At 66.6% G+C, this 17,644-nt stretch carries 18 protein-coding genes; 13 read left to right on the forward strand and 5 right to left on the reverse strand.

The window, feature by feature from the left end; all coding sequences use genetic code 11:
- The 5 genes from AACH40_RS07090 to AACH40_RS07110 all read left to right on the forward strand — a co-directional run bounded on the left by AACH40_RS07090 (nt 1) and on the right by AACH40_RS07110 (nt 5,833).
- Nucleotides 1–2,064: a glycoside hydrolase family 97 protein gene (locus AACH40_RS07090; RefSeq protein WP_422394888.1), complete on the forward strand. Its 2,064-nt coding sequence runs from the start codon at nt 1–3 to the stop codon at nt 2,062–2,064.
- Between the two features lie 8 nt (nt 2,065–2,072).
- The gene (locus AACH40_RS07095; RefSeq protein WP_338114911.1) at nt 2,073–3,026 is read left to right on the forward strand and encodes an alpha/beta hydrolase; all 954 of its coding nucleotides are present in this window, start codon (nt 2,073–2,075) and stop codon (nt 3,024–3,026) included.
- Between the two features lie 99 nt (nt 3,027–3,125).
- Nucleotides 3,126–4,418 carry a sugar MFS transporter gene (locus AACH40_RS07100; RefSeq protein WP_338645110.1) on the forward strand — a complete coding sequence of 431 codons (1,293 nt, stop codon included), beginning with the start codon at nt 3,126–3,128 and terminating at the stop codon, nt 4,416–4,418.
- Between the two features lie 81 nt (nt 4,419–4,499).
- Nucleotides 4,500–4,946: an RrF2 family transcriptional regulator gene (locus AACH40_RS07105; RefSeq protein ID WP_169494110.1), complete on the forward strand. Its 447-nt coding sequence runs from the start codon at nt 4,500–4,502 to the stop codon at nt 4,944–4,946.
- Between the two features lie 77 nt (nt 4,947–5,023).
- Nucleotides 5,024–5,833, forward strand: coding sequence for an outer membrane protein assembly factor BamD (locus AACH40_RS07110; RefSeq protein WP_169494111.1), 810 nt, complete (start codon nt 5,024–5,026; stop codon nt 5,831–5,833).
- Nucleotides 5,834–5,981: 148 nt separating this feature from the next.
- Here the strand turns inward: AACH40_RS07110 and AACH40_RS07115 are convergent, their stop codons facing one another.
- Both AACH40_RS07115 and AACH40_RS07120 read right to left on the reverse strand, forming a co-directional pair.
- The gene (locus AACH40_RS07115; RefSeq protein ID WP_338645114.1) at nt 5,982–7,049 is read right to left on the reverse strand and encodes a glycosyltransferase family 1 protein; all 1,068 of its coding nucleotides are present in this window, start codon (nt 7,047–7,049) and stop codon (nt 5,982–5,984) included.
- On the reverse strand, nt 7,046–7,981 hold the full coding sequence (locus tag AACH40_RS07120; RefSeq protein ID WP_338645116.1) for a UDP-2,3-diacylglucosamine diphosphatase: 936 nt from the start codon (nt 7,979–7,981) through the stop codon (nt 7,046–7,048). The genes AACH40_RS07115 and AACH40_RS07120 overlap by 4 nt, the downstream gene beginning before the upstream one ends.
- Nucleotides 7,982–8,155: 174 nt before the next feature.
- On the opposite strand from AACH40_RS07120, the gene recN reads away from it, so the two are divergent.
- The 6 genes from recN to AACH40_RS07150 are packed head-to-tail and all read left to right on the forward strand — an operon-like array spanning nt 8,156 to nt 14,078.
- The gene (recN, locus tag AACH40_RS07125) at nt 8,156–9,820 is read left to right on the forward strand and encodes a DNA repair protein RecN (RefSeq protein WP_338645118.1); all 1,665 of its coding nucleotides are present in this window, start codon (nt 8,156–8,158) and stop codon (nt 9,818–9,820) included.
- A complete protein-coding gene (locus AACH40_RS07130; protein ID WP_338645120.1) occupies nt 9,817–10,512 on the forward strand; it encodes a GNAT family N-acetyltransferase in 696 nt (231 codons plus the stop codon). The genes recN and AACH40_RS07130 overlap by 4 nt, the downstream gene beginning before the upstream one ends.
- Entirely contained in the window at nt 10,509–12,584 is a 2,076-nt protein-coding gene (ligA, locus tag AACH40_RS07135; protein WP_338645122.1) for an NAD-dependent DNA ligase LigA, read from the forward strand. The genes AACH40_RS07130 and ligA overlap by 4 nt, the downstream gene beginning before the upstream one ends.
- Nucleotides 12,585–12,606: 22 nt before the next feature.
- Nucleotides 12,607–12,897, forward strand: coding sequence for a hypothetical protein (locus tag AACH40_RS07140; protein ID WP_169494117.1), 291 nt, complete (start codon nt 12,607–12,609; stop codon nt 12,895–12,897).
- A 28-nt stretch (nt 12,898–12,925) separates the two neighbouring features.
- Nucleotides 12,926–13,552 (forward strand): LysE family translocator, encoded by a 627-nt coding sequence (locus AACH40_RS07145; protein ID WP_169494118.1) that lies wholly within the window; start codon nt 12,926–12,928, stop codon nt 13,550–13,552.
- Nucleotides 13,553–13,583: 31 nt separating this feature from the next.
- Nucleotides 13,584–14,078, forward strand: a complete 495-nt coding sequence (locus AACH40_RS07150) for a CinA family protein (RefSeq protein WP_338645125.1) — start codon at nt 13,584–13,586, stop codon at nt 14,076–14,078.
- A 7-nt stretch (nt 14,079–14,085) separates the two neighbouring features.
- Here AACH40_RS07150 and AACH40_RS07155 read toward each other — a convergent pair whose 3' ends face one another.
- The 3 genes from AACH40_RS07155 to AACH40_RS07165 form a co-directional block, all read right to left on the reverse strand.
- A complete protein-coding gene (locus AACH40_RS07155) occupies nt 14,086–14,883 on the reverse strand; it encodes an enoyl-CoA hydratase/isomerase family protein (protein WP_169494120.1) in 798 nt (265 codons plus the stop codon).
- Nucleotides 14,884–14,955: 72 nt separating this feature from the next.
- A complete protein-coding gene (locus AACH40_RS07160) occupies nt 14,956–15,924 on the reverse strand; it encodes a 50S ribosomal protein L11 methyltransferase (RefSeq protein ID WP_338645127.1) in 969 nt (322 codons plus the stop codon).
- Entirely contained in the window at nt 15,914–16,639 is a 726-nt protein-coding gene (locus AACH40_RS07165) for an SDR family NAD(P)-dependent oxidoreductase (protein ID WP_169494122.1), read from the reverse strand. Before AACH40_RS07165 ends, AACH40_RS07160 begins: the two co-directional genes overlap by 11 nt.
- A 151-nt stretch (nt 16,640–16,790) precedes the next feature.
- Here AACH40_RS07165 and sdhC point away from each other — a divergent pair, with 151 nt between their 5' ends.
- Nucleotides 16,791–17,216, forward strand: a complete 426-nt coding sequence (gene sdhC, locus AACH40_RS07170; protein ID WP_169494123.1) for a succinate dehydrogenase, cytochrome b556 subunit — start codon at nt 16,791–16,793, stop codon at nt 17,214–17,216.
- Between the two features lie 41 nt (nt 17,217–17,257).
- The gene (gene sdhD / locus AACH40_RS07175; protein WP_169494124.1) at nt 17,258–17,641 is read left to right on the forward strand and encodes a succinate dehydrogenase, hydrophobic membrane anchor protein; all 384 of its coding nucleotides are present in this window, start codon (nt 17,258–17,260) and stop codon (nt 17,639–17,641) included.
- Nucleotides 17,642–17,644: the final 3 nt, after the last annotated feature.

Consider the following 17,644-nt stretch of genomic DNA (forward strand, 5'->3'; position numbering starts at 1 on the left):
ATGCGCATCACTGCTGCCCTCGCAGCGCCGCTGGCGCTGGCGATGTCCTGCGCCCTGTCGACGGGCAACGCCGCGGCGCAAGCCGAGCCGGCGAGCGCGACCGCCGCATCGCCCGATGGGTCGATCGTGCTGACCGTCACCACCGACAACGATGGACGCCCGACCTACAGCCTGACGCGCAAGAGCAAGCTGCTGGTGGGCGCTTCGAAGCTCGGCTTCATCCTGACCGATGCGACATCGCTGCAGCGCGGCTTCGCCCTGGTCGGCAGCACGCCGGGGGCAGCCAAGGAGACATGGGAGCAGCCGTGGGGCGAACGCCGGTTCGTCACCGACAATCACACCGAACTGCTCGTGCGCTTCCATCAGAGCGCCGACTGGGGCGGGCGCGACATGAACGTGCGCTTCCGCCTGTTCGATAACGGTTTCGGCTTCCGCTACGAAATGCCCGAACAGGCGGGCTTGAAGACCATGCGCATCGCTGACGAGATCACCGAGTTCGCCGTCGCGCAGAACGGTACCGCATGGTGGATCCCCGGCGGCGAATGGAACCGCTACGAGCAGGTCTACCAGAAGACGCCGATCGACGGGGTCTCTACCGCGCACACGCCGATCACCATGAAGCTCGACGATGGCACGCACCTTGCGCTGCACGAAGCGGCGCTGGTCGATTATTCGGGCATGTGGTTGAAGCGGATCACCGGCACCACCTTCCGCGCCACGCTATCGCCCTCGTCACACGGTGCGCGCGTTACCCGCGATCTGCCGTTCAACACGCCCTGGCGCACGATCCGCATCGCCGACAACGCCGCCGGGCTGGTGGAAAACGATCTCGAGCTCAATCTCAACGAGCCGAACAAGATCGGCGACGTGTCGTGGTTCAAGCCGATGAAGTACATCGGCATCTGGTGGGGCATGATCCGCGGGGACTGGACCTGGGCCGAAGGTCCAAGGCACGGCGCCACCACCGCCCGGACCAAGCAGTACATGGACTTTGCCGCGAAGCACGGCTTCGGCGGGGTGCTCGTCGAAGGCTGGGACAAGGGGTGGAATGGCAACTGGTTCGGCCACGGGCAGGACTTCAGCTTTACCGAGGCGGTCCCCGATTTCGACCTGAAGGCCGTCACCGCCTATGGCGCGAAGAAGGGTGTCCAGCTGATCGGCCACAACGAGACTGGCGGCAACATCGCCAACTACGAAGCCCAGCTCGACGATGCGATGAAGCTGTACCAGTCGCTCGGCATGCATTCGGTCAAGACCGGATACGTCGCCGATGCCGGCGGCATCATCGCACCTGGCGATGCGCCGGGCGAGACGCGCATGGAATACCACGATGGCCAGCGCCAGGTGCAACATCACCTCAAGGTCGTGGAAACGGCAGCAAGGTACCAGGTCGCCATCGATGCGCACGAACCCGTCAAGGACACGGGCCTGCGCCGCACTTATCCCAACTGGATCGACCGCGAAGGCGCGCGCGGCATGGAATACAACGCCTGGGGGCAGTTCGCGAACGGGCCGAGCCATGAGCCGACGCTCGTCTACACGCGCATGCTGTCGGGACCGATGGACTTCACCCCCGGGGTGCTCAGCCTCGAAGGCGCAAACCACGTGCCGCTTGCGTCCACGCTCGCCAAACAGCTCGGGCTGTACCTGGCGATCTATTCGCCGATCCAGATGGCGGCGGACTTCATCGAGAATCTGGCGAAGTACCCCAAGGAGCTGGATTTCATCTCCAAGGTGCCGGCCGATTGGTCGGAAAGCCACCTCATCGCCGGTGAAGTCGGTACCCACGCCATCTTCGCGCGCAAGGATCGCAACAGCGCGGACTGGTACGTCGGCGGTGTCAACGACGCGACCGCGCGCGACGTGACGCTGGCGATGGATTTCCTCGATCCGGGCAAGACCTACACCGCCACGATCTACAAGGATGGGGAAGGGGCCACCTACGAAACCGACCCCCGCCATCGCATTGCCTATGAAACGCGCACGCTGCGCAACGGCGACGTGGTCAAGCTGTGGCTCGCCCCCGGCGGCGGTGCGGCCATCCGGCTTCACCCCGGCAAGTGATCCATTCCGTGCGCGCGTTCCTCGGTATTCTCGCAACGCTCGCCGCGCTCGCGGCACCCGCGTTCACCGAGGCGCGGGCCAGTGCGGGCCGCAAGCTCGAGTATCGCGAGATCGCGGCGCAAGGCCTTCCGCCCCAGCGCCTTACGATCTGGTTGCCACCGGGCTACGATGCGCCGGCGATGCGCGGCCGCCGGTTCGGGGTGATCTACATGCAGGACGGGCACAACCTGTTCGATCTTGCCAACTCGAATTTCAACAAGATCTGGGCGGCCGACCGCGCGATGGAGCAGGTGACGCGCCAAGGCATTGCGCCCTATATCATCGTCGGCATCTGGGCACCCGGCGCCGACCGCTTCCGCGAATACTTGCCTAGGCCCGCCTACGATGCGGCTCCACCAGCGCTACGGACAAGGATGGACGCGATGGCGCGGGGGCCGGTCGTGTCGGACCGCTACCTCGGCTGGATCGTTGGCGTGCTCAAGCCTTGGGTCGATTCCCGGTTCCGCACGCTTGCCGACCGTGATCACACGGCAGCGATCGGCTCGAGCATGGGTGGACTGATGAGCTGCTATGCCATCGTCGAACATCCCGAAACCTTCGGTCGTGCGGCGTGCATGAGTTCGCACTGGCCGGCTGCAGACCCTTCGACGGTCTCCGGCCATGATCCACAGGCTGCCTCGGTCTGGACGCAGTATTTCGGCGCGCATCTCGGCGCCCCGGATGGGCGGCGGATCTGGATGGATCATGGCGATGCCACGCTTGATGCATACTACGCCCCCTACCAGCAGCGCATCGACGAAGCCTTCACCGGCGCAGGCTGGCGTCGAAACGTGGACTTTCGAAGTGAAGTCTTCCCAGGCGAGGCACACGACGAGAACGCCTGGGCGTCGCGCCTGCCCGAGGTGCTGCGCTGGCTGCTGCGCGATCCGTCCGACGCGAAAAGCGTGGAAATCGCGCCGTGAGCCGAAGTTTCGCCATGGACAAACCGCAGGAATGCGGCATGACAGCGTGGTACAATTTGCGGGGGGCCAGCCTTCGCGATCAAGGAGAGAACTGAAGCCATGGCGCTAGCCCCTGCCGCGCAGCCGAATGCCGGGAACGGCGATTCCGATCACGTCGACGCACCCGAACTGCGCCTGTTCGTGATGGCATTGTTCTTCATCTTCGGCGGCATCACCTCGCTCAATGACGTGATCATCCCGAAGCTGAAGGAGCTGTTCACGCTCAACTACACCCAGGCGATGCTGGTTCAGTTCTGCTTCTTTACCGCCTACCTCCTGATCGGCATCCCCGGGGCGGCGCTGGTCAAGCGCGTGGGATACATGCGGGGCGCAACGGTCGGGCTGCTGACGATGATGGCGGGATGTCTGCTGTTCATCCCCGCATCGCAGAGCGCGACATATCCCTTGTTCCTGTTCGCCCTGTTCGTGCTGGCCAGCGGCGTGGTGGTGGTGCAGGTTGTCACCAACCCGCTGATCACGCTGCTCGGGCCGGCGAAGACGGCCAGCAGCCGGCTTACTTTCGCGCAGGCGTTCAACTCGCTCGGCACCGTGGTCTTTCCTGCGGTCGGCGCCAGCCTGATCCTCGGCAGCCTTGCCAAGGTCAGCGCGGCGGACCTTTCCGGCCCGGCGCTCGATGCCTACCGCGTCGCCGAAACGCAGACCGTGGTGCGCACCTACATCGCGCTCGCCGTGGCGCTGGCGCTCGTTGCCGGCGTGGTGTGGATGAACCGCAATCGGCTCAAGGGGGAAAAGCATGAGGCGGGATCGCTGCTCGCCAGCTTCGATCTGCTGCGCCGTCCGCGCTTTGCCTTCGGCGCCGCGTGCATCTTCCTCTATGTCGGTGCGGAGGTCTCGATCGGCTCGTTGATCGTCAACTACTTCCAGCAGCCGCACGTCCTTGCGATCACGGCAGAGGCTGCCGGGCATTACATTCCCTATTACTGGGGCGGTGCGCTCGTGGGCCGGTTCTTCGGCTCCGCCATCCTCGCCAAGATCAATCCCGGCAAGGTGCTGGCCTTCAACGCCGTGGCCGCGATCGCCCTGATCGCGATCTCGGCTGCGAGTGGCGGCCATGTCGCGGCCTGGAGCCTGCTGCTGGTCGGCCTTGCCAATTCGATCATGTTCCCCACGATCTTCACCCTTGCCAGCGAAGGCCTTGGCCGCCGCGCCGCGGACGGATCGGGCCTGATCAACATCGCGATCTTCGGCGGCGCGGTCGTGCCGCTGCTGACCGGAACTATTGCCGACGTTTCGGGCCACCTGGCCACGGCGCTCGTGTTGCCGGCGGTCTGTTATGCCGTCATCGGCGGATTTGGCCTTTACGCCCGCCGTCCGGCTGGTGCGGAGGCCTGAGGACCGATCCATTTTCGTATGAGCAGCGTATAAATCTACCGTAAGCGTTGACTTTCGGGCGCGGGTGGCCAATTTCGTCCCATGCTTTCGCAGAAGACGCGATACACCATCCGCGCGCTGCAACACCTCGCCGACAGTTTCGGACAGGGGCCGGTGCGGCTGGACGCCATTGCCGAAGCGCAGAACATTCCGCGCAAGTTCCTGACCGTGATCCTGTCGGAGATGGCGCGCGAAGGCGTGGTTATCTCCCAGCGCGGTCGGGACGGCGGTTATGAACTGGCCTTGCCGCCGGTCGACATCCGTTACGGCGACATCATCCGCCTGACCCGGGGCAGCCTCGCGCTTGTCCCGTGCGCGAGCCGCAACGCGCACGAAACCTGCGCCAACTGCCTGCCCGAATCCGAATGCCGTCTGCGCGGGCTGATGCTGCAGCTGCGCGACGAAATGGCGGCGATGCTCGACCGCATGACGCTGGCCGACGCGATCCCTGTGGTGCCCCCGTTCGAGGACGCCGAAGCAACCGCCTGAGCGACGGCGCGCTTTTGCCGGATAGTTCGGTTAACTTCACTTGGCGTTCATCTGGCGGCTGGCTATAGCGCTGGGCCATGACCCTTGCTGCTTCGCTCCGCACGCCCGTGCGGCTCGCCCTTCTTGCGACTGCCACCGCCGCTATCGGCCTGACCGCGGGGTGCGCCGGGGGAGCCAAGGCGAAGAAGGACGTCGCCTATGTCGCGCGCGACGTCGACACGCTCTACGCCGCCGCCAAGGACCGCCTGGATCGCGGCAACCCGAAGCAGGCTGCCGCGCTGTTCGACGAAGTCGAACGCCAGCATCCCTATTCGCCCTGGGCCCGCCGCGCCCAGCTGATGAGCGCGTTCAGCTATTACGCCGGGCGTGATTATCCCAAGGCGGTGCAGTCGGCGCAGCGCTTCCTCTCGATCCATCCGGGCAACAAGGACGCGCCTTACGCCTATTACCTGATCGCGCTGTGCTATTACGAGCAGATCAGCGACGTGACGCGCGACCAGAAGATCACCAGCCAGGCGCTGACAGCGCTAAACGAAGTCGTCCGCCGTTATCCGTCCACGCAGTACGCAACCGACGCCCGCCTCAAGATCGACCTCGTCAACGATCACCTCGCGGGCAAGGAAATGGAGATCGGCCGCTTCTACGAACGCAGCGGCAAGTGGCTGGCCGGTTCGCTGCGCTTCCGCACCGTGGTCGACAAGTACCAGCCCACCAGCCACACGCCCGAGGCGCTGTATCGCCTGGTCGAAACCTACCTCGCGCTCGGCATACCGGAAGAAGCGCAGAAGGCGGCCGCCGTGCTGGCGAACAACTACCCTGGTAGCGAATGGTATGCGCGGGCGTACAAGCTGATGAACGACAAGGCGCCCGGCACGACCGCGTCCTGATCGTCTGCATGCGGCTATGGCGGCTGTCGCAGCCACTGGGCTCGAAACAAAAAGAAAGGGGCCGGGCCGCAATGGCGCGGCCCCTTTTCAGTGTGCCCGTCCCGGATCGGCTCTCGGGGGTCGGACGGGCAGGTAGAGTAGTGCAGAGCTATGCCGCGACGGGCTCGGCCAGGGTCCGCGTGGCGGCGGCGGTCAGCGCGGTCAGGAACTGGTCGGTCGCGCGATCCCAGTTGTAGCTTGCCCCATGGACCGCCGCGCCCCTGCGGTCGCAACGCAGCGCCTTGGCGATGGCGATGGCCAGATCCTCATCGAGCGCGCCGACCGTCATCGGCAGATCGCCTGCCGCGCCCCGGCCGGTAGCGCCGACGATGTCGAGCGGCCCGGCGACCGGGAAGCCGGCGACGGGCACGCCGCAGGCCAGCGCCTCGATCATCACGAGGCCGAAGGTATCCGTCCGGCTCGGGAACACGAACACGTCGGCACCGGCATAGGCCTGCGCCAGCCGTTTGCCCGACATCGAGCCGAGGAACCGCACATGCGGATAGCGCGCGCGCAGCATGGCAAGGTCGGGGCCGTCACCCACGACCACCTTCGTTCCTTCCACCGGCGCTTCGAGGAACGCTGCCAGGTTCTTCTCCACTGCCACGCGACCCACATTGAGCATGATCGGTCGCGGCAGGTCGGCGTATTCGGGCAAGGCTTCATGATCGGGGCGGAACAGATCCCCGTCGATCCCGCGCGTCCACAGTTGGGCATGGCCGATGCCGTGGGTGGCAAGCTCGGCCGCCAGCGTCGGCGTCGACACCAGCACGGCATGGCTCGCGCTGTGGAACCGGCGCATCAGCGGCCAGAAATGCGCGGCATCGATCCCGGTGCGCACGGCGGCGTAATCGGGGAAACGGGTGTGAAAGGCCGAGGTGAACGGCACCTGGTTCGCCTTGCACCAGCCGCGCGCGCTCCAGCCGATCGGGCCTTCGGTGGCGATGTGGACAATGTCGGGCGCGAAATCGCCCAGCGTCCGGCGCGTGCCGAAGCGCGGCGCCATGGCCAGGCGGATCTCGCTGTAGCCGGGCAGGGGCAGGGTGAAGAACTGGCTCGGGGTAACCAGCTCGACTTCGTGCCCGCGCCGGATCAGCCGGTCGACGGTCGTCGCCAGCGTGCGAACCACGCCGTTGACTTGCGGCGCCCACGCGTCGGTACAGATCGCGATCCTCATGCCGGCTGCCTTTCCTCCTGGTCCTGTGGAACCGTGGCGACGGCGGGCATGGCCGCGCGCGAGGCGTGGGCCTTGCGGGTTTCTTCCGCCCAATCGACGATGCTCATCGCGCCCATAAAATCTTCGACCAGCGCGGTGCAGCTTTCGACCCAGTCACCGTCGTTGTAGTAGGTCACACCGCCGATCTCGCGGATTTCGGCGCAGTGGATATGGCCGCACACCACGCCGTCGACGCCGAGATCGCGCGCGGCGTGCGCCACGGCTTCCTCGAAATCGCAGACGAACTGGACGGCGTTCTTGACGCGCTTCTTCATGTAGGCCGACAGCGACCAGTACGGCAGCTTGAACTGGCGGCGCACCGCGTTGACCCAGCGGTTCGACCGCAGCAGCACTTCGTAGGCCTTGTCGCCCAGGAACGCGAGCCAGCGGGCATAGAGCACCACGCCATCGAACCCGTCGCCGTGCGTCACCAGCAGGCGGCGGCCGTCGGCGGTTTCGTGGATGGTGTCGAGCGCCAGTTCCACACCGCCGAAGCTCATGCCGGCATAAGGGCGCAGCATTTCGTCGTGGTTGCCCGCGATCAGGACCACGCGCGTGCCGCGATGTGCCATCTTCAGCACCCGGCGAACCACTTCGTTGTGCGCATCGGGCCAGTACCAGCCCTTGGACAGGCGCCAGCCGTCGACGATGTCTCCCACCAGATAGAGCGTTTCGCACTCGATCTGGCTGAGAAAGTCGAGCAGCATCGGCGCGTTGCAGCCGCGCGTGCCCAGGTGAAGGTCGGAAATCCACACCGTGCGCAGCTTGCGCTTGGGGCGGAAGCTCACCGGTTCTGGATGATCGAGCCACGCGGGGATGGAGGTGGCGAGCTGCGCAACGGAGGGAAGGCCTTTGCGGGCGGCCTTGGCGCGAGGGGCGGCTTGGGTCGGCATGACGATGCCTTCTCCTTGGTGGTCCTGCCCGAATCCTCTGTCACAATCACGTTTCGTGTCCGTGGCACCCTGTCACGCGACTGCAACGTGTCTTTTTGCGGCCCTCCAAGGCATGCGAACAAGGCAAGAACGGATGGTGACGCGGGCAAATCCGCGCGCTAAGACCGGCTTCAGATGCTGACCGGGCTTTCCATCCGCAACGTCGTGTTGATCGAGGCGCTCGATCTCGCGTTTCCGCGTGGTCTCGGCGTGCTCACCGGCGAAACCGGAGCGGGCAAGTCGATCCTGCTGGATTCGCTCGGGCTGATTCTGGGCGATCGCGCCGATAGCGGACTGGTCCGCGCGGGCGAGGATCAGGCGAACGTTACCGCGACGTTCGAGTTTTTGGAGCTGCCCGAACCGATCCGCGCCGCGCTTGCCGAAGCGGAAGTCGATGTCGAGCCCGGCGAGCCGCTGATCGTGCGCCGCCGCGTGCGCGCCGATGGCGGCAGCAAGGCTTTCGTCAACGATCAGCCAGTGGGCGTTGCCCTGTTGCGCGAAATGGCGCGAAGCCTCGTCGAACTACACGGCCAGCACGATGATCGCGGCTTGGTCAACGCGCGCGGTCACCGCGCTCTGCTCGATCGCTACGCCCGCGCCGATACCGCCGGCGTCGCCGCCGCATGGGACAAGTGGCGCGAAGCGGAAACGGCGCTGGCTCAGGCGAAGGCGCATGTCGAACAAGCCGCAGCCGAACAGGACCTGCTGCTGGCGCACCTGGCCGAGCTGGCAACGCTGGAACCCGTGGAAGGCGAGGAAGAGGAGCTCGCGTCCACCCGCGCCGACATGCAGAAGGGCGAACGCCTCTCGGGCGACCTTGCCGAACTGCAGCACCTGTGGAGCGGCTCAGATTCCGCGCTCGCCTCCTTGCGCGGCGCCGCGCGCCGGCTCGACCGCATCGCGCACGAACATCCGCTGCTTGCCGAAGCGCTGGCCGCGATCGACCGCGCGGTGATCGAGGCGGGCGAGGCGGAGGACAAGCTGGTCGCGGCAGCTGACGCACTGGCGCACGATCCCGCCCTGCTCGACCGCATCGAAACCCGCCTGTTCGACTTGCGGGCCGCCGCGCGCAAGCACCATTGCACGGTCGACGAACTGCCCGAAAAGATGCGCCTGATGCGCGAAGCGCTCGACGCGATCGAAGGTGGCGGCGCCCAGATCGCGGCGCTGCAGCGCGCGGCGCAGGAGGCGGGGCTCGATTACCGCGCCAAGGCCGAGGCGCTTTCGGTTGCGCGGGCTGAAGCCGCCCGCCGGCTCGACCAGGCGGTTGCCGCCGAACTCGCCCCGCTCAAGCTCGACGCGGCGAAGTTCCACACCGCCGTGATCCGTCTGCCCGAAGATCGCTGGAGCGGGCAGGGCGTCGATGCGGTCGAATTCCTCATTTCCACGAACCCCGGAGCCGACTTCGCCCCGCTTGCCAAGATCGCGTCCGGCGGCGAACTTTCGCGATTTATCCTCGCGCTCAAGGTTGCACTTGCCGAAGAAGGCGGGGCGGCGACGATCATCTTCGACGAGATCGACCGCGGCGTCGGCGGCGCGGTGGCGAGTGCCATCGGTGAACGGCTCGCCCGGCTTGCGGCGGGTGGGCAGCTGCTCGCGGTCACGCACAGCCCGCAGGTCGCCGCGCGGGGCAATGCGCACTATCTGATCGCCAAGTCGTCTGAAGGCACCGTTACCCGCACCTCGGTCACCCTTCTGGATGCCGCGGGTCGCCAGGAAGAGATCGCCCGGATGCTGTCGGGTGCGGAAATCACCGCAGAAGCGCGCGCGCAGGCAGACCGGTTGCTGGAACAGGCATGACGTGGGACCATTTGCCCGAGAACCCGCTCGACCGGCCGATGTGGTATGCTCTCGGCGGTCCGCAGGCCGCGCTCGACGTGGGGCAGGGGCCCTTGCGCCGCATCGATCCCGCGTACGGCCCTTTCGCCGGATGCGCTCCGGGCCATGAACAAGCGCTTGCCACGCTCGTTGCCGATGGCGGCGAAGTTTGGCTGGTCGAACCGGACGAGGTCGCGCCGCCATCCGGCATGCGCCTTGTCCGCAGCGCGCCGCTGTTGCAGATGATCGCGGACGGCGAGCCTGAACCTTACGCGCCAGAGGCCGACATCCTGCCGCTGGGCGAAGCCGATGTCGCTGAAATGACAGAGCTGGCGCTCGCCACCGAACCGGGCCCTTGGGGCCCGTCGACGTGGCGCTATGGCCAGTTCTACGGCATCCGCATCGACGGTCGTCTTGCCGCGATGGCGGGCGAGCGGATGCGGCCTGCCCCGGGACTTGCCGAAGTCAGCGGCGTGTGCACCTGGCCGGAATTTCGCGGGCAGGGCCTTGCCGCCCGGCTGATCCGCCGCGTCATGGCCGAACAGCGCGCGCGGGGCGATGTGCCCTATCTTCACAGCTATGCCGGCAACGCCGGCGCCATCCGCCTGTACGAAAGCCTCGGGTTCCGGGCGCGTCGGACGATGGTTGCCACCATACTCGGGAAGGCCGAATGAGCGTCGAGGGAATGTCCGAAGCCGATGCCGCCAACGAACTGATGCGGCTGGCAAGGACGATAGCGAAGCACAACCGGCTCTACCACGCCGAGGACGCGCCCGAGATCCCGGACGCCGAATACGACGCGCTGGTGCGCCGCAATGCCGAACTCGAAGCCGCGTTCCCCCACCTGATCCGGCCTGATTCCCCGAGCGCGCTCGTGGGACACGAAGTCGCCGCCTCGCCGCTGAGCAAGGTGCGCCACGAGGTTCGCATGATGAGCCTCGACAACGCGTTTAGCGATGAAGAGGTAGAGGAATTCGTCGCCCGCGTCCGCCGCTTCCTCAACCTGCCGGCCGATGCGGAAGTGGCGATGACCGCCGAGGACAAGATCGACGGCCTGTCCTGCTCGCTGCGCTATGAGAACGGCAAGCTGGTGCGCGCCGCCACGCGCGGCGACGGGCAGGTGGGCGAGGATGTGACCGCCAACGTCGCGCACATTGCTGACATCCCGCAGGAGCTGAAGGGCGAAGGGCTGTTCGACGTGCCCGCCATGTTCGAGATTCGCGGCGAGGTCTACATGGCCAAGGCCGATTTCCTCAGCCTCAACGAACGGCAGGCGGAGGCGGGCGACAAGGTCTTCGCCAACCCGCGCAACGCCGCCGCTGGCTCGCTGCGGCAAAAGGATGCCAGCGTGACCGCCGCCCGCCCCTTGCGCTTCCTCGCCCACGGCTGGGGCGCGGCGAGCGAAGTGCCGGCGGCGACGCAGTTCGAGATGATGCGCAAGATTGCAGCGTGGGGCGTGCCCGTCTCGCCGCTGCTGGTGCGCTGCTCGTCCAGCGCGGACATGATCGCGCATTACCGCGCTATCCAGCAGGCGCGCGCGGACCTGCCCTACGATATCGACGGCGTCGTCTACAAGGTGGATCGGCTCGACTGGCAGGAACGCCTGGGCTTCGTCGCCAAGGCGCCGCGCTGGGGCATGGCGCACAAGTTCCCGGCCGAGCGCGCCGAGACCACGCTCGAAGCCATCGACATCCAGGTCGGCCGTACCGGCAAGCTCACCCCCGTCGGCCGATTGAAGCCGGTGCTGGTCGGCGGCGTCACTGTCACCAACGTCACGCTGCACAATCGCGACGAGATCGCCCGCCATGGGCTGCGCGTCGGCGACCGCGTCGTGCTCCAGCGCGCGGGCGACGTGATCCCGCAAGTGGTCGAGAACCTCACCCGCGACGAACCGCGTGAGGCTTACCACTTTCCCGACCACTGCCCCGAATGCCAGTCCGAAGCCGTGGCCGAAGAGGGCGAGGTCGATGTGCGCTGCACTGGCGGCCTCATCTGCCCCGCCCAGCGCGTCGAGCGCCTCAAGCACTTCGTCAGCCGCGCAGCGCTCGATATCGAAGGGCTGGGCGAGAAGACCATCGTCGAATTCTTCGGGCTCGGCTGGCTCGAAAGCCCTGCAGACATCTTCCGTCTGCGCAAGCGCCGCAGCGACATCGTCGGGCGCGAGGGCTGGAAGGACAAGTCTGTGGATAACCTGTTGGCAGCGATCGAGGCGAAGCGCACGCCCGATGCCGCGCGCCTCCTGTTCGGCCTCGGGATCCGCCACGTCGGTGCGGTCACCGCGCGCGACCTGTTGAAGCGTTTCGTCACGCTGCCTGCCTTGCGCGAAGCAGCGCAAAAGGCGCGGGAAGGGGACAGCGACGCGGTGGCCGATCTGCTTTCGATCGACGGCGTCGGCCCGGTGGTGGTCGAAGCGCTGGGCGATTTCTTCCACGAACATCACAACATCGAAGTGTGGGACGACCTGCTCTCGGAAGTAACCCCGCCCGACTACATCGTCGAAACGCGCGCGAGCGCGGTCGCCGGAAAGACGGTCGTGTTCACCGGCAAGCTCGAAACCATGAGCCGCGACGAAGCCAAGGCGCAGGCCGAATCCCTTGGCGCCCGCGCGGCAGGCTCGGTTTCACCCAAGACCGACCTGATCGTCGCAGGCCCCGGCGCGGGCTCGAAGCTCAAGAAGGCTGCCGAACTCGGCATCGAGGTGATAGACGAAGCCGCCTGGGCGGAAATCGTCCGCAGCGCCGGCTGACCGGCAGACAAGGGGGCTCGAAATGCTGACCGCACTGCTGCTGCTGGCGATGACTCCGGCGCAGGCGCGCCATGCCGTCAAGGTTGCACCGCCCCCGGTGCGCGCGCTGCTGGTGCGGCAGGCCGGCTGCAATCACTTCGCCGGCGAAGAGCCCTATGACAAGGAGCGCGCCGCCTACATCGATGCGCAGGTGCGCAAGCTGCGCTGCCGCTCGGTAGAGGCGGATGCGCGCGCGCTGAAAAGGCGCTATGCCGGGAACTCATCGGTGCGCCGCCTGCTGGCAGAGGCGGAGCACTGGGACACGCTGCCCTGACCGGGTGGCCAAGGGAAAAACGCGCATCATGGCTCTGCACACCTGGTGGCTGTTCGTCGTCACCGTCTTCTTCGTCTCGGCCTCGCCCGGACCCAACATGCTCCACGTGATGGCGCGCAGCGTCGAGCTGGGCCTTGCCCGTTCGACGCTGGCGATGGCGGGCTGCTTCGTCGCGGTGCTCAGCCTGCTGACCGCCTCGGCGCTGGGCCTGACCGCGCTGCTCGTGGCCATTCCCGGCGCGTTCCTGGTGCTGCGCCTCGTCGGCGCGGGCTACCTCATATGGCTCGGCTACAAGGCATGGGTATCGAACGATGCCCCTGTCGATATCGGCGAAGGTGAGATCGCGCCCCGGCTATCGGCCGCCAGGGTATTCCGTACCGCGTTCACCATCGGCATCTCCAACCCCAAGGCGCTGCTGTTCGCGGCCGCCTTCCTGCCGCAGTTCATCGATGCCTCGAAGCCTGAAGCCCCACAGTTCGGCATCATGGTGCTGACGTTCGGCGTGATCGAAATCTCGTGGTACTTCATCTATGCGATCGGCGGTCGCTCGATCGCCACAGCACTGACGCGTCCCGCACTGAAGAAGGCGTTCAACCGCACCACCGCTGCCGTGTTCGTCGCGTTCGGCCTTGCCATGCTCGGCTCGCGCGCCTGATAAGGCGGCAAAAGCGACAAGAGGGATGGGGATGCTGGAACAACTGGCTGCAATCGGGGCCGAGGCGGGTGCCGTGCTCAAGGCGCGGGGCGAAAAGATTGCCGTGGTCGACGGCGCCACAGGCGGCCTGATCTCGGCGGGCCTGCTCGCCATGCCGGGCGCATCGGCCTATTTCTCGGGCGCGGGCATCGTCTACACGTTGAAAGGCCGGCGCATCCTGCTGGGGCACGAGCCCGGCAGTTTGCGCCAGTATCGCTCGGCCACCGAACCTTATGCCCTGCGTCAGGCAGAGCTGATTCGCGCCCGGTTCGAAACCGACTGGGGCCTTGCCGAAACGGGGGCGGCCGGGCCGGGCAAGCATCCGCTGGGCGTCGCTTCAGGCACCAGCGCGATCGGCCTCGTGGGGCCAGGGGGCCTGACCGCGTCGATCCTGGTCGAAACCGGCAGCGAGGATCGCCTCGGCAACATGCAGGCGTTCGCCGGAGCGGCGCTCACGCTGCTCCGGGATACGCTGCAGGGGCTTTGAAGCCGCCTTACTCGGGAACGTAGTTCGGCTTGCGCTTCTCGAGGAAGGCCCGCATCCCTTCGGCGAAATTCTTGCTGCCCGCGGTCATCAGCTGGTTGCGATTTTCCAGCGCCATCACGTGTTCCAGGCTCGACCCATCGACCGAGACGTTGATGCCTTCCTTGGTCATGCGCAGCCCCATCGGGGACGCGGCGAGCAGGTCCTCGACCCAGCTTTCGCCCGCCTTTTCCAACTGGTCGTCGGGCACGACTTCCGACACCAGCCCCACCGCCAGCGCACGCTGGGCGTGGATGAAGCGGCCGGTCAGCATTAGTTCCGAAGCGATGCCTGCGCCGACTATGCGCGGCAGGAAGTAGCTCACGCCCATGTCGCAGCTCGACAGGCCGAGCTTGATGAAGGCCGCATTCATCCGCGCGCTTTCTCCCGCGATGCGAATGTCCGAAGCAAGCGCAAAGGCGAACCCGCCGCCGCAGGCCGGCCCATGGATCAGGCTGACGATTGGCTGCGGGCAACGGCGCATCTTGATGTAGACGTCGGCCAGCCAGCCCTGAAAGCCGAAGCCGCCGCCGAAGGGAATTTCGCCGCGTTCCTCGCTGCGCTCCTTGATGTCGAGCCCGGCGCAGAACCCGCGCCCGGCGCCGCGCATCACGACGACGCGGACCGAACGGTCGTGATAGAGCTTGCCGAAATAGTCGTTGAGCTCGGCCACCATCTCGGACGAGATCGAATTGAGCGCATCGGGCCGGTTGAGCGTGAGCCAGTCCGCGTCCCCGCGCTTTTCGATCGCAATCGTGTTGTAGCCCATCGCCGCCGTCCTCTTTGTTAACCGCTTGATTAAGTCAGGCGGATAAACGAGCCGGACGCGCTGCGCAAGGCGCTACCAGTGCCGCGACCACTCCGGAAGGGTGCCAACTCGCGTAGACCGCACACTGCCGGCCCGGCGCCGCCGCAACCACAGGATCGACCAATCGCCGCGCACCATGCGCGCGGCAAGGCGCAGGCCCGCCTTGCGATAGGCGGCACGCACCGCGGCCTCCTGCGTTTCGAGCAGCCCTGCGAGCAGCACGCTGCCCCCCGGCGCAACGGCGGCGGCGAATTCTGGTGCCAGTTCGACCAACGGCCCTGCCAGGATGTTGGCGATCAGCAGGTCGTAAGGGGCGGCGGCCACCAGCAGCGGGTGGTCCATGCCGGCGGAGATCACCATGGCGAGGCGGCCGGGACCATCGCCCAGCGTCACGCCGTTCGCGTCGGCATTGTCGGCCACGACCGGCCCGCACACCGCGTCGATGTCGCTGGCGACGGCGCGGGCATGCGGCCACAGGTGCATCGCGGCAAAAGCGAGCAGGCCGGTGCCCGTGCCGATGTCGGCAAGGTTGCGCACCACGACGCCTTCGCGCTTCATGTGGTCGAGCATGGCGAGGCATCCGGCGGTCGTCGCGTGCTGGCCGGTGCCGAAGGCCTGGCTGGTCGGGATCAGGAAGTTGCGGACGCCGGGCTCGTCGAGATCGGGATATTCCGGCGTGTGGACGTGGAACACGCCCTCGCGGATCGGCTCGACGCCGTGCTGGCTCAGCGTCACCCAGTCCTCGTCGGGCAGCTTTTCTATCTGGAGGTCAACTTTCGCGGCGCCGAAAAGAGCCGTGACGGCGGCCTTGTCCGCCTTGGTGGGCTTGCGGCCCATCCAGGCTTCGAGCTGCCAGTCCTCGGGCTTGTCCTCGGCGATCTCGCTGCCGGCGATGACGATGTCGGCGTCCCAGTCGAACGCGTCCTCGTGCGCCACGAGCGCCGCCTGCACCAGGTCGCGCGGGCCGAAGACGGTGATCTTCCAGCTTTCATCAGCGGACATAGCTGGCTCCATTGGCGTCGATGGTGGTGCCGGTCATGCTCGGCGGCGCGTCGAGCGCGCAGAAGGTGGCGATGGTGGCGATCTCGTCGGGTGTGGCCACCCGGCCAAGGGGGATGTCGGCAAGCAGGCCGGGCCCGCCCCGGCTCGCAAGATAATCGCCCGCCATGTCGGTATCGGTGAAGCCGGGGGTGATGGCAAAGCTCAGGATGCCTTGCGCGGCATAGCCCCGGGCGATGGTCTTGTGCATGGCGATCATCCCGCCCTTGGCGGCGGCATAGTGCCAGTGCGCCGGGGAATCGCCCCGGAAACCGGCCCGGCTCGCAACGTGGACGCAACGCCCCGCGAAACCGCGTTCCAGCCAGTGGCGCAGCGCGAAGCGCGACAGCTGCGCTGCGGAGGTGAGGTTGATGCGCAAGGTATCCTCGAATGCATCGAGCCACGCGATGTCCGAGCGGTCGATCGGGTTTGCCTCGAACAGCCCGGCGTTGTTGATCAGCACGTCGATCGTGCCGCCCGCCATGTCGAGCGCCTGCTGCCACAGCGCTTGCGGGGCCTGCGGATCGGACAGGTCCGCGCCGATCACTCCGGGCGCTGCGCGGCTGCCGTGGCGGATGACGCGGGCGCCTCGCGCTTCGAGGTGGGCGGCGATGGCCGCACCGATGCCGCGGGTCGAACCCGTGACAAGGATGGTCGGGGCTGGGGGGCTGCTGGTCATGGCGCTCTCTAGGCTATCGCTTTGCCGGGCCGCAACCGTGCTTTGGGCCTTGCACTTTTGGTGCGGTTGCACGACCGGACATTTCGACTAATACGAATCGCGTCCCGGCCACGCTTAAGGCGTGGCGCATATTCTTATCGAGGGGGTTACCATGGCGCAGGCGCGCAGCAATCGGCCGCTTTCACCGCACTTGCAAATCTGGCGGTGGGGTCCGGCCATGCTGGTATCGATCCTGCATCGCGTCACCGGCAACGGCCTGGCATTTGCGGGCATCGGCCTGCTGTTGTGGTGGGTCGGCGCGATCGCGAGCGGGCCGGAAGCATACCAGACGTTCATCGACTACGCCTGGACCGGCGCTTCGGGCGGCCTCGCCGTCGTGACCGCGCTGCTCGGCAAGGTCGTGCTGATCGGCCTGACCTGGGCCTTCTTCCAGCATGCGGCAAGCGGCGTTCGCCACCTGGTCCTCGACGTTGGTGCGGGGTACGAACTCGAAGCCAATGCCCGGTGGTCGACGCTCACCATAGTGTTCTCGGTGCTTGCCACCATCCTGTTCTGGGCCTTCGTGCTGCTGCGCTGACGCGCCGGCACGATCCGAACCTCACATAGCAGAGGGTTTCCATGGGTAACGGTACCTCCATCGGCCGCGTCCGCGGGCTCGGCTCCAGCCACCAGGGCACTCACCACTGGCTGGTGCAGCGCCTGACCGCGGTCGGCAATCTCGTCCTCATCCCCTTCCTGATGATCAGCCTCGTGCTGCTTCCATCGCATGACTATGCCACGGTCCACGCGTGGGTCGCCAAGCCGATCCCGTCGACCGCGCTGATCCTGATCATGATCAACACCATCACCCATGCCCGCCTTGGCGTGCAGGTGATGCTGGAAGACTACATCCACGAGGAAGGCGGCAAGATCACTGCCTGGCTGCTGGTCAACATCGTGCCTTTCGCCGCTGCCGCCTTCGGCATCATCTCGGTTATCCGTATCGCTCTCGGGGGCGCCTGAGCC

This window comes from Novosphingobium olei (assembly GCF_037076535.1).
Lineage (GTDB): Bacteria > Pseudomonadota > Alphaproteobacteria > Sphingomonadales > Sphingomonadaceae > Novosphingobium > Novosphingobium olei.

Coding starts and splice junctions, on each gene's coding strand:
- sdhC (WP_169494123.1), top strand. CDS start 16,791: ATGGCGCAGGCGCGCAGCAATCGGCCGCTTTCACCGCACTTGCAAATC.
- AACH40_RS07120 (WP_338645116.1), bottom strand. CDS start 7,981: ATGCCGACCCAAGCCGCCCCTCGCGCCAAGGCCGCCCGCAAAGGCCTT.
- AACH40_RS07110 (WP_169494111.1), top strand. CDS start 5,024: ATGACCCTTGCTGCTTCGCTCCGCACGCCCGTGCGGCTCGCCCTTCTT.
- ligA (WP_338645122.1), top strand. CDS start 10,509: ATGAGCGTCGAGGGAATGTCCGAAGCCGATGCCGCCAACGAACTGATG.
- AACH40_RS07090 (WP_422394888.1), top strand. CDS start 1: ATGCGCATCACTGCTGCCCTCGCAGCGCCGCTGGCGCTGGCGATGTCC.
- AACH40_RS07130 (WP_338645120.1), top strand. CDS start 9,817: ATGACGTGGGACCATTTGCCCGAGAACCCGCTCGACCGGCCGATGTGG.
- AACH40_RS07105 (WP_169494110.1), top strand. CDS start 4,500: ATGCTTTCGCAGAAGACGCGATACACCATCCGCGCGCTGCAACACCTC.
- AACH40_RS07155 (WP_169494120.1), bottom strand. CDS start 14,883: ATGGGCTACAACACGATTGCGATCGAAAAGCGCGGGGACGCGGACTGG.
- AACH40_RS07115 (WP_338645114.1), bottom strand. CDS start 7,049: ATGAGGATCGCGATCTGTACCGACGCGTGGGCGCCGCAAGTCAACGGC.
- AACH40_RS07160 (WP_338645127.1), bottom strand. CDS start 15,924: ATGTCCGCTGATGAAAGCTGGAAGATCACCGTCTTCGGCCCGCGCGAC.
- AACH40_RS07150 (WP_338645125.1), top strand. CDS start 13,584: ATGCTGGAACAACTGGCTGCAATCGGGGCCGAGGCGGGTGCCGTGCTC.
- AACH40_RS07145 (WP_169494118.1), top strand. CDS start 12,926: ATGGCTCTGCACACCTGGTGGCTGTTCGTCGTCACCGTCTTCTTCGTC.
- sdhD (WP_169494124.1), top strand. CDS start 17,258: ATGGGTAACGGTACCTCCATCGGCCGCGTCCGCGGGCTCGGCTCCAGC.
- AACH40_RS07165 (WP_169494122.1), bottom strand. CDS start 16,639: ATGACCAGCAGCCCCCCAGCCCCGACCATCCTTGTCACGGGTTCGACC.
- recN (WP_338645118.1), top strand. CDS start 8,156: ATGCTGACCGGGCTTTCCATCCGCAACGTCGTGTTGATCGAGGCGCTC.
- AACH40_RS07140 (WP_169494117.1), top strand. CDS start 12,607: ATGCTGACCGCACTGCTGCTGCTGGCGATGACTCCGGCGCAGGCGCGC.
- AACH40_RS07100 (WP_338645110.1), top strand. CDS start 3,126: ATGGCGCTAGCCCCTGCCGCGCAGCCGAATGCCGGGAACGGCGATTCC.